Here is a 10,606-nt window from a genome sequence, read left to right as displayed (position 1 = left end):
CCATTATGATACCCTTTCTCAAGTTTGAGGCGATCAGCCTCACTCAATTCAAGCACTTTTATATGTTTCATGATTCAATTTCTAAAATATCATGAGACAATATTAATAATTTATGCTGAATATAAAAATATTTTAGATCACTTACTTATTTATAAAAACACAAGTTGTATTTATGGATAATGTCAGTCCGTTTAGCGTTTACTGACAGTATCAATATATGTATTCCACATCAGACTTCTTAAATCTCAGGATACGGGTATCATTAGGACCTGCCGAGTTCTTCGACGGATAAAGACCGCCCATTCCACCAACGAAAAACCATCCCTGTCCATCTGAAGGATTATGAACGGCAATCAACAGATTATTATAATGGCCATGATTTATACCGTCATTATTCCACTGCGGACTTGAGCCATACCACACAACCGGTTCGTACTCTGCCTCCGACTGGTTATACATAGAAATATAAATAAGGTCTGTCAGTGACACTGTCCCTACGGTAACATCATTTCTTCTGCGTTGCCTGCGCTGTATAGTGGTACTTCCATTCCAGGCAGTAGTATGCGAGCCATCCCACATAAGCCAAATAGTTCCGCTTGTAGAATTGAATACTCTTTCAAAATTCTCCATGGATGGCAATTCATAACCGTCAGGAGCCAAAGCCTTAGCGTCTATCTTATTTATATGTTCGGCACTTGATGAATAACCTTCCAGTTTCGCCACTCCTCCATCGTCTATTACCTGAAGCCCTTGCGAACTCTTACCCTGGTAATTCCATTTCCAAAGATTGAAGAACTCGTCAGCCGTACAGTCCCTCAAATAATCGAATACGGTCTTACCTGCCAGTACCGCAGGGTCTGCAGATGAAAGAATCTGGTCTGAGAAGTTTTTCGCATCTCCTATGGCATTATACTTACACCACCACACACCATTAAGCTTTGTAACAGGCAACCCCCAGTTACGGCGTGAAATAACGTATTCTTCTCTTTCAGAACCATCGGCCGAGTTACTTATTACTATGCGCGCCTTCTGTACTCTGCCGTTTGCAGTCCTGTCGTTAGGACGCCATCCTCCAATAACGCGTACCCTCTGACCTGAGGCATCTAGTTTCACCCATTCGTCTTCTCCTTCATCGTACTCAACAGTTATAGACTTCGATGCCGGAACTGTAAATACACCTAGTTCGTTATCTATATATTTCCCGAAATCGAATGACGCGCTCTCCTCAAAATGTATCAGTCCTTCCAGTTTAACCGGATGTTCAGACATTACCACATTTATATAATCGTCGGCATAATTCTCATTCAGTCCCTTACGATGAAACATCAGTTTTGTCTCTACACGTTCCATACCAGGATACCACAGTTTCTTTGTTATACGAAAAAGATTCTTTCCAACATTCTCAGCTCCTCCTATACGTTCCACGGTCATTGGAAGTTCAGGATCGGCTATCAGCTCCAGTTCATCGTCGCAATCTATGGAGAGAACGAAATCCGAAGCACAGTGTGACAAGACTATTCCCCTGCGGTCAGAATCTACCTCTGTATTTGCAGGGAATGATGTCCCTTCCACATCCACCGTCAGACCTCTTTCGTTTGGTGCCAGATTAAAGTCACCTCCATTTTCCCAGTCTGTTACACTTAAGGTTACGTCAGCCTGTACAGATGCTTTAAACACATTGATAGTATAAACACAGTTTCTCTTTAGTGTAGAAGGCAAAGCAACTTCTTTTTCCACAGTTTCGCCATCTACATTTACAGTCAACACTGCAGAGATATTCTCCGATGCCTGTTCGCACAGATAAGCTACTCCGTATGTGCTGCCTGTAAGAGGAGTATCTATAACAGGAGTAACATCGTTGTAACCTGTACTTTCCGGCGATTCTACAGTATTACGGCGGTTAAGATACGACTGCTGTGCAACATTCCTGAACGTGATATCCGTTACAGACAAACCGTGTTCTTCGGATACGTTGACATCTATACGTGCTACTCCCCTGTAAAGTTGCAAAACTCCATGGGACGTATCTGACATATCAACAACACCACTCATATATGTAAGGTTGACACCTCCAGCATGTGGTATTGCAATTGACAACCACTCTTCCTCGGTCATACCTACATTATAAAATGAAGCGGAATTGTTTCTTTCAATATTGGCTACCATATAAAGGCGTCCCTTACTGTCATCTATCTTGATACCAGTCAAAGGATCTATATCAGAATAAACGCGTGTCATAACACCATTCTCAAAGAGACAGGCATGAAGTATTCTTATCTCTTTTATTCCGGTTGTTTCATCATTCCCGGAAGTATAATTATATGGTATCACGCGTGGTAATATTACAGAATCTGCTCCACTATGCTCGTTCACCGCTCCTTTATCTGTACATGACATTACAGCAAGCGAAACGATTATGACAAATATGTTCTTTATGGACATGTCTTTTTTATTTACTGATTATTAATAAATATATTCAACAGGAGTTTTCACACATCGTATAGTTCTAGTTTTCTGCGCATTGCTTGCCGCGAACTTGAACCAGTTTCCTCTGCCGTCACTATTAGAGTAACCTTCGATGAGCCATGTACTGCCAGAATTGCCGTATGTGGCGAACTGAATCATTTTTTTAGATATATCTGTTTCACTCCACTGATGACCGAGGCCGTATAATACAAGGTGCTCTCCTTCATATTCAAAATCGTAGAAAGTTACATTTCCATACTCATAACCCAGAAATATAGCTTCTCTCTCTACTACAGAGAAGTTCAATCTCTGCCCCAAACCATTATTGAACGCACCAGGATTATGATATCCTAAATTACTGTTGTTACCCCAATTGAAGAATCTGTAATCGTTATAATCCGGTATTTCATAACCGTCAGGAGCCATATAACCAGGATTCAATGTACCGAAATTATCAGTCTTCGACGAATACCCTTCAAACAGGAATCCTGTTCCGTCATTCTTCAATTTCAAACCATCACGATTGCCTGCCTGATACTGGTCGCCAAGAACACTAAGGAACTCATCGTCCGTACATCCGGCCAAATAGTCTGCAACACTTCCACCACGGGCAGGATCGTTTGAAATAAGAATCTGATCAGTAAACTCTTTCACATTTCCACGAAGATTGTATTTACACCACCATGTACCGTTTATGTTTACCACTGGAAGTCCCCAATTCTGTCTCTTAACCGTATAAGTTTCATTATGAACGCCCGACAAGTCGGATATCAAAATTCGTCCTTCCTGTATTCTTCCATCGGCATCAGCATCATTCGGGCGCCATCCACCTAAAATACGGTATGTGCCATCCGCAGTTTCTTCCAGTTTCATCCATTCCGGTGAGTTTTCGTCGAATTCCAGTCTTATTACTTTATCATCAGGAACGTTCAATACGGCCAGTTCACCGTCTATATATCGTCCGAAATCGCAAACATAATTATCATCAAAATTCAACTGTCCCTGCATCTTAACCGGATTTGCCAGAAATACAAGAACAACTCTACCGCGTAATGCATCACCGTAATGTACATTAACATACATGTATCCGTCCACACTACCAATAATCTTATTACTGCTGCTCACATTCAAGCTGCACAAATTATCAAGATTTCCGGAACGAGAAACAGTGACATCAACACCTTTCACCAAGCCATCCACATTCACAGTCGAACCTACCTCACCGCTTATGGCAAGACTGAAGTTTGTTTCCCATGATGGTATAAAAACAGAATCGCGTGTCTCATTAACTCTAATGCCATCACTAAGTACTGAGTTATCAACATCTACAAAAGCATTTCTAAGTCCGTCTGAGGTTGTTCCGTCGCCTTCCTGCCAAGAAGCTTCAACTACTTTCACACTAAAATCCTCACCATCACCATATACTTTAAGAGTATAAACCTTATTGCGTAATATGTCCGGCAGAACTGTTTTCAACCTGTGCCATGAGCCTGAGGATGTGACCATTATTTCCACTTCAAAATTCTTACCTTCTTGGTGCGGAAAGTAAAACAAAGTTTCTTCAGCAGCAGTTAAGGGGCTGTCAGCATAATCTTTCACCATATCAACCGGCTGGGGAATGTTTCCACCATTACCTCCCTCTATTACATAACCTTCAGGGCATACATTCTTCACCTTTACACTATTCACCTCAAGGTTATTGATTGGAGAACTGATATCTATTCGCGCTACAGAACGTTTCATTGCCACTGCTACGGACGATGTCTGTCGGCTTATAGCTGACATACCGGACAAAAACATTCCACCGGATACCATTTCATCGGCTCCGGCAGTCATTGCCTGGAAATCTGATTCAGAGGTCACGCCTACTTCAAAACCACGACCGGAAACGAGATTTCCTGCGTTAATCATAAAATATACATTACCACTCATGGCAGAAGGCTTAAGAGACACTACTCCATCTGTTCCCGGCTCAAGCTTATCAAACACCTCCGCTAACATACCACCATCGAAACGATATGCCGACACATTCTCTACCGCATCAGTTTCTGCGTCAGAAGTACTGAGCAATGACAGTCTGGCAGTGACTACATCACCTGATGAATTCCCGTAGGATATGCTGTCATCACTACATGAGTAAAGAGAAATCAATAATAATACAGATAATATATTTACAAGTCTTACTCCCATATTGAAATATTATTTTTGATAATTCTGATATTAATTGTATATATGAGAATTTGAGTAACTGTCAAGATAAACAGGCGAATCAATAGGCATTCTGCTGATATTGTCAACATAAAAATTATTCATCAGCTCCTCTGCCCACGGCCCGTATGTGAACGAACTATTGTGTCCGTATCCCATAACGTGTCCCAGTTCATGGAACATCACGCTACACGCATAACGGTTTGAATAATGTTCGAACCATCCTCGCTGATATGCTCCAAACACACTCGGACTACCCAAACCTATAACACCGTTACCAGGATAGACCAATCCGACCTGAAGTGTCTGTCCACGCCGCATCTTGGCCAATACTTCCTCCACCTTCACGGGTTCTCTGTTATCATCGTATAACTTACCTGCATTCTCATGGAGGATAGCTTCGTGCTCATCCATATCTATCAAATATGTAAAATTAAGGAAGAAAGCCACAGACTCTCTACAATGTACCGGACGGATACCCATCCAGTTTCCTACCGGGCCTCCATTATCGAGTGAAGGGTCTCCACCGAAAAGCCCCCAGTAAAGTGTCCATCCGTGCTTTATTTCCTGAAGTTTCGCCCAATAAGGATCCGATGAAATTATCTTCAACTCCGCTCCCGCTATGGAGGCAGCGTCAAGTGCCGGGACATTGATTATTCGACCGCTCTCAGTACGACACATAGTGCCTTTCTCTACCAGTGGAGAGGACTCATAGAAATCGCAGAAAGCAGGAATAGAATCGAAATATGCAAAATCGAAATATTCATCATCCACAGCTGCTATGCGTGCTCTCACCGTTACTCCATAAAGCACACGTGGCGAATAAAAACGCGCATGCAGTTGCCCCTCATCAGTAATGGAAAGCTGTAATGGCTTTGCCGTGTTAAAAGTGCGCTGAGACCTGTCCGTATAAACAGATACAGGTTCATCATCATCCAGAATCCTGGCATGATTTCCGGCTCTGTAAGCATCGGCAGTTATATACATCACCAGTGAAATGTCATCAGGATGCTTTACCGCGGTGTTTACCGTATGTGCATGATTTGGCAACACTTCCTGCTGGCCAAAATTGAAGTCAAGAACAGTCTTCTCATCAAGATAGTTTACTGAAGTATGGAATATATCTCCTTTTAAAACAGTACCGGCTACTGTAGGCATAAAAAGATAAGGAATATCCTCTCTTAAAACCATATCGTCTATAATACCGTCACTTTCTCCGGTAAAGGAGCCTCCACCTGTTATTGATGTATAGAACTTTGACTCAGTAAGTCTCACTCTTTTCTCGACTGTTGCATTACTCACATATCGGTTATTATATACGAAATTGAAATCCAAACGACCCACTATCCTATCCTGTGTAACTTCGCTGTCAATGCTGATAACCTCAGTGCTACCTCCTTCAGCAGGATCTAAACGGACTGTAAACGGTGTACATGAATAAAAATACTCTGCTTCCAGAGGCTTGTGGAGATCAGAAGGAAACACCAGCCATTCATCATCCATACTTGATATTTTATTTATCTCGGCACGATCGGCCGTTTCATCGCCCTTTATAGCCAGAACAAGCAGGTTATAGTCGCCCTCATGAAGACCTTCGGCATATATTTCCGAGGTTAGCGCATTATATTTGCCATATACTGTAGTCACTACATCGCCTTCAGAGTCGGCTATATAGAAAAAGACCTTGTCATAAACGCCTGTACTCACAGATTCTGTACGTGAGTTACTGTCGCCTACGTATTCAGACTTTTTCAAACGAAAACGTATGCCACTGCGTCCTGAGCCTGTATTGCTACTGTTCATCATATCGTCGTTTGTACACGACACCATAAAAAGAAAGCCTATAAGTGCAAATAGTGTTATCCTTTTCATCTCAAATTATTAAATGTTATACGTCTATCAAGACAAAAAGAACAGCAAGTTTGTTCAATATTAACGACAAATATTTTACTTTTTCGAGCTTTTTTGATTTAAATCAATATAAAATGGCGGTAAAAACTTCACATCACATAAATTATAAAAGCATTTTGTTACATGTTAAAATAGAACATCCTCAGAAAACGAAATTGTTTCCTGAGACCTGGAAAAACATTGATATAGAAAGAAGAATAATAAAATGACATCACTATAAAAGTTTAAACAAAATCACAAGTATTTTCCACAATATTATCACAATTATAAAAGCCGAAAAAATATCTTTGTCTAACAATAACAATTTAATTATAATTCACATGAAACACACATTTATATTAGTAACACTATGTATCTGTTCATTTTTCAACCACATCTTTTGTCAAGAGTTGAATAAAGGAGTAACCTGGTGTAATATGGACGGAGTATCTGTACCAATACCTCCTAAAACACATCCGAGACTTTACATCCGTTCAAATGAAATCTCACAACTAAAAGAAAGACTGCAAACTCCTGAAGCACAACAAACAATAGCTGTGCTAAAAGGGCTTTCCAAACCTAGAACTGCCATTGAAGAAAAAGCAGAAGGAGAAAACCGCGGTTTCAGATATTATTATAAAATGAGAGGTATAACCAGTGAAGTACAATTACAAGCGTTAGATTATCTCGTTAATGGTAAGAAAGAACAAGCCAGAAAAGCCATTACGGCAATGTTAGACACATTAAAGAATACCAATTTTGGAATAGAAAAGGACAATTCAAGAGCAAGTGGAGCTATGCTTATGGTTGGAGCCATAGTCTATGACTGGTGTTACGACCAAATGAAGAAAACCGAAAAAGAAGAATATATAAATTCCTTTATACGAATAGCCCAAACAATGGAATGTGGTTATCCTCCCCGCGACAATCAACCAATTTCCGGTCATCCATCGGAATGGATGATTATGCGCGACTTATTATCTGCAGGAATAGCAATATATGATGAATACCCGGATATGTACAATCATGTAATAAAAATGCTATTCCGCGATTACATACCTGCAAGAAACTTTTTTTACGAAGGACATAACTACCACCAAGGTACAAATTATATTCACGTTCGTTTCGCATGTGATTTATTCCCTTTATGGATTCTTGACAAAATGGGTGCAGGATGTGTATATAACTCATCCCAACAGTTTGTACTCTATGATATGATATACAGAAGAAGGCCCGATGGAGTTGTTTTGCCATCAGGTGATGATTACCCTCAGAACCGCCCTACCACTCTTACTTTCCCGCTACCGATGCTCCTCGCTTCTAGTTATTATAAAGATGAGTATTTGGCATACGAATTTGAGAGAAATCCACATTTGGAAAATTCCGGAAATGAAGTTATGAATCATTGCCTTATTTTTGACCTGTTATGGAGAGACTATACTTTAAAAGGTAAGGCTCCTGACGATTTACCATTAACACGTTTTTCCGGTTCTCCTTTTGGATGGATGATAGCCAGAACAGGATGGGGAGAAAACAGCGTCATAGCAGAAATGAAAATAAACGAACATTTTGTGGGTAATCATCAACATTTGGATGGTGGAAGTTTTCAAATATATTATAAAGGTCCTCTCGCTATTGATGCAGGAGCATATAGCGGTAGTTCAGGGGGTTACAACAGTCCACACAACAAAAATTATTTCAAACGCACTATCGCGCATAACTCTTTATTAGTTTATGACCCTGATGAGAAATTTGCCTGCCACAATTATGGAGGAGCAAACAAATCAAGTTTTGCCGCTAATGATGGAGGACAAAGAATGCCCGGTGATGGTTGGAAAACATGCAACAGTATGAACGACCTGTTATCCGATGAATATACTGTGGGAAAAACAATCGCCCATGGATATGGACCTGACAATAACATGCCAGAGTATTCTTATTTAAAAGGTGACATTACAAAAGCATATTCAAACAAAGTAAAGGAAGCTAAGCGTTCTTTTGTTTTTCTTAATTTCAAATCGGAAGTAGTTCCTGCCGCATTAATAGTATTCGATAAAGTAGTTTCTTCAAATCCTGATTTCAAGAAATACTGGCTTCTACACAGTATAGAGGAGCCTGAAATAGACAATAACTCAATTACAATAAAACGGACTAAAAACGGTGATTCCGGCATATTAAAAAATCATGTTCTACTACCTGTTTTACAGAACGCTTCAATAGAGAAAATTGGTGGTCCCGGTAAGGAATTCTATGTATTCGGCCAGAATTATAAAAATGATGCTTTAGGATCTTATCCTGATCCCGCAAACGAACGTGGAGCATGGAGAGTAGAATTATCACCAATACAACCATCAGGAGAAGACTTATTCCTGAATGTCATGCAAATGACAGACAACATTGAAAAGACTTACGAAGTCAAACGTATAGATTCCGAATGCATTGTCGGTGTCCAGATAAAAGACAGAGTTGTAACATTCAGTAAAGGAAGTAACGAAATAACAGGTAAGTTTGATTTCACTATTAACGGGGAGGGGAAATACACATTTGTAATCACAGATCTTAAAGCCGGCAACTGGCAAATAAAGAAAAACGGGAAAATAATTATCCCTACTCTTGAAGCTAAATCAGATGAAGGGACATTATACTTTGAAGGAACTGCCGGTAAATATGAGTTTAACAGATAATAATACATCTTTAAAGGCTGCTCAGAACTAAATCTGTTGCAGCCTTTTTATTATTATATATGTTTATTTTATTCCTAACAATTCTTTCACACTTACTGTTTTATTATTAACAAGCGGATGTGCCGTAAATGCTACAAAAACAATATAAGCAACAAAGATAAAAATAACACACATACCAATCCTTAATGATGTCAAATCAGCAATACTGCTAATTATAAGTGGTCCGGCAGCTCCTCCAACTATAGCAGTACATAATATTCCTGCAAAAGAGCCATGATTGGACGGAACCGAATTAAGAGCCAACGAAAACACGATAGAATACATTACAGAAAGACTAAATCCTATCGCAGGGAAAGCTAATGAAGATAGACTACGACCTCCCCAAATTGCACAAGCCAGAAGAATTATTGTAAGACATCCGGAATACTTCAATAATAAACGACTGTCAATCAATTTAAGTAATAACATACCTACCAGACATCCTGCAGTCATCAATCCCCAGAAAAGACTTACGATAAATGCCCCATCCGTTTGAGGATTCACTCCATGATATTTTTCAAGGAAAGTAGTCATAAAAATGGATGTCCCCTGCTCCGTACTGACATAACAAAATATTCCAAGAAAAAACATCCACACTGAAGTGTTTTTAAACAAAGACAAGTAAGTGTCTTTACTTCCGCCGCGTTCGTCATCATTTAGCTCGATTTTAGGGAAACGGGAAGACAACACAGTTACAACCATCAACGCAAGCAATAATGCAAATATCCAGTATAATGAGACCCAAGGTAAGTCAGGTGGGGTAACTGATGCCAATATATCTGCAACAACACTATTGCCGGGTACATAAACATCCGGAGAAAGACGTGACATTAAACCTGAATATACCAAAGGACTAACAAACGAAGCTACTCCAAAAACGAACTGTGCAAGTTCTGCTATAAAAGCATAATTTTCTTCTCCACCTACCGTACGCTGTAAAGGATTTATTACAGTCTGCAACATTGCCATTCCAAGACCTATAATAAATGATGAGACCAGAAGTGCGGGATATGTATGTATAGAGGCAAAAATAACAGAGCCTAACAATGGCATAAAAAAGCCACAAAACAAAACAGGTTTCTCACCGTATTTGTCAATAAGTATTCCAGACGGAATTGACATTATAGCATAAGCTAGAAAAAATGACGTCGGGATGAAACCTGCCATAGCAAGATTAGATAAATTGAAATTACTGATAATGTCCGGTATTAAAGGCCCAAGAATGTTTGTTATAAAAGAAATGGTAAACCAAAACGACATTATCAATATCAAATGAATTGTCCTTTTACTCATAATCAAATCCTTTAATAAATATATAT

5 protein-coding genes are annotated in these 10,606 nt (G+C 39.7%); 1 reads left to right on the top strand and 4 read right to left on the bottom strand.

Annotated elements, in window-relative coordinates; genetic code table 11:
- Window positions 1–210 precede the first annotated feature (210 nt).
- The 3 genes from OCV82_RS10275 to OCV82_RS10265 are packed head-to-tail and all read right to left on the bottom strand — an operon-like array spanning window position 211 to window position 6,546.
- Window positions 211–2,442 (bottom strand): FimB/Mfa2 family fimbrial subunit, encoded by a 2,232-nt coding sequence (locus OCV82_RS10275; protein WP_154044292.1) that lies wholly within the window; start codon window positions 2,440–2,442, stop codon window positions 211–213.
- Between the two features lie 21 nt (window positions 2,443–2,463).
- Window positions 2,464–4,656: a hypothetical protein gene (locus tag OCV82_RS10270; protein WP_154044291.1), complete on the bottom strand. Its 2,193-nt coding sequence runs from the start codon at window positions 4,654–4,656 to the stop codon at window positions 2,464–2,466.
- A 30-nt stretch (window positions 4,657–4,686) separates the two neighbouring features.
- Window positions 4,687–6,546 (bottom strand): hypothetical protein, encoded by a 1,860-nt coding sequence (locus OCV82_RS10265; RefSeq protein ID WP_154044290.1) that lies wholly within the window; start codon window positions 6,544–6,546, stop codon window positions 4,687–4,689.
- 359 nt (window positions 6,547–6,905) lie between these two features.
- Here OCV82_RS10265 and hepB point away from each other — a divergent pair, with 359 nt between their 5' ends.
- The gene (hepB, locus tag OCV82_RS10260; RefSeq protein WP_154044289.1) at window positions 6,906–9,248 is read left to right on the top strand and encodes a heparin/heparin-sulfate lyase HepB; all 2,343 of its coding nucleotides are present in this window, start codon (window positions 6,906–6,908) and stop codon (window positions 9,246–9,248) included.
- A 63-nt stretch (window positions 9,249–9,311) separates the two neighbouring features.
- Here hepB and OCV82_RS10255 read toward each other — a convergent pair whose 3' ends face one another.
- Window positions 9,312–10,580, bottom strand: coding sequence for a sugar MFS transporter (locus OCV82_RS10255; RefSeq protein ID WP_154044288.1), 1,269 nt, complete (start codon window positions 10,578–10,580; stop codon window positions 9,312–9,314).
- Window positions 10,581–10,606: the final 26 nt, after the last annotated feature.

The sequence above is a fragment of the Bacteroides cellulolyticus genome, assembly GCF_025567135.1.
Classification (GTDB): Bacteria; Bacteroidota; Bacteroidia; order Bacteroidales; family Bacteroidaceae; genus Phocaeicola; species Phocaeicola cellulolyticus.
The sequence above is the reverse complement of the archived record's forward strand: the minus strand, read 5'-3'. Positions and strand labels throughout refer to the sequence as shown.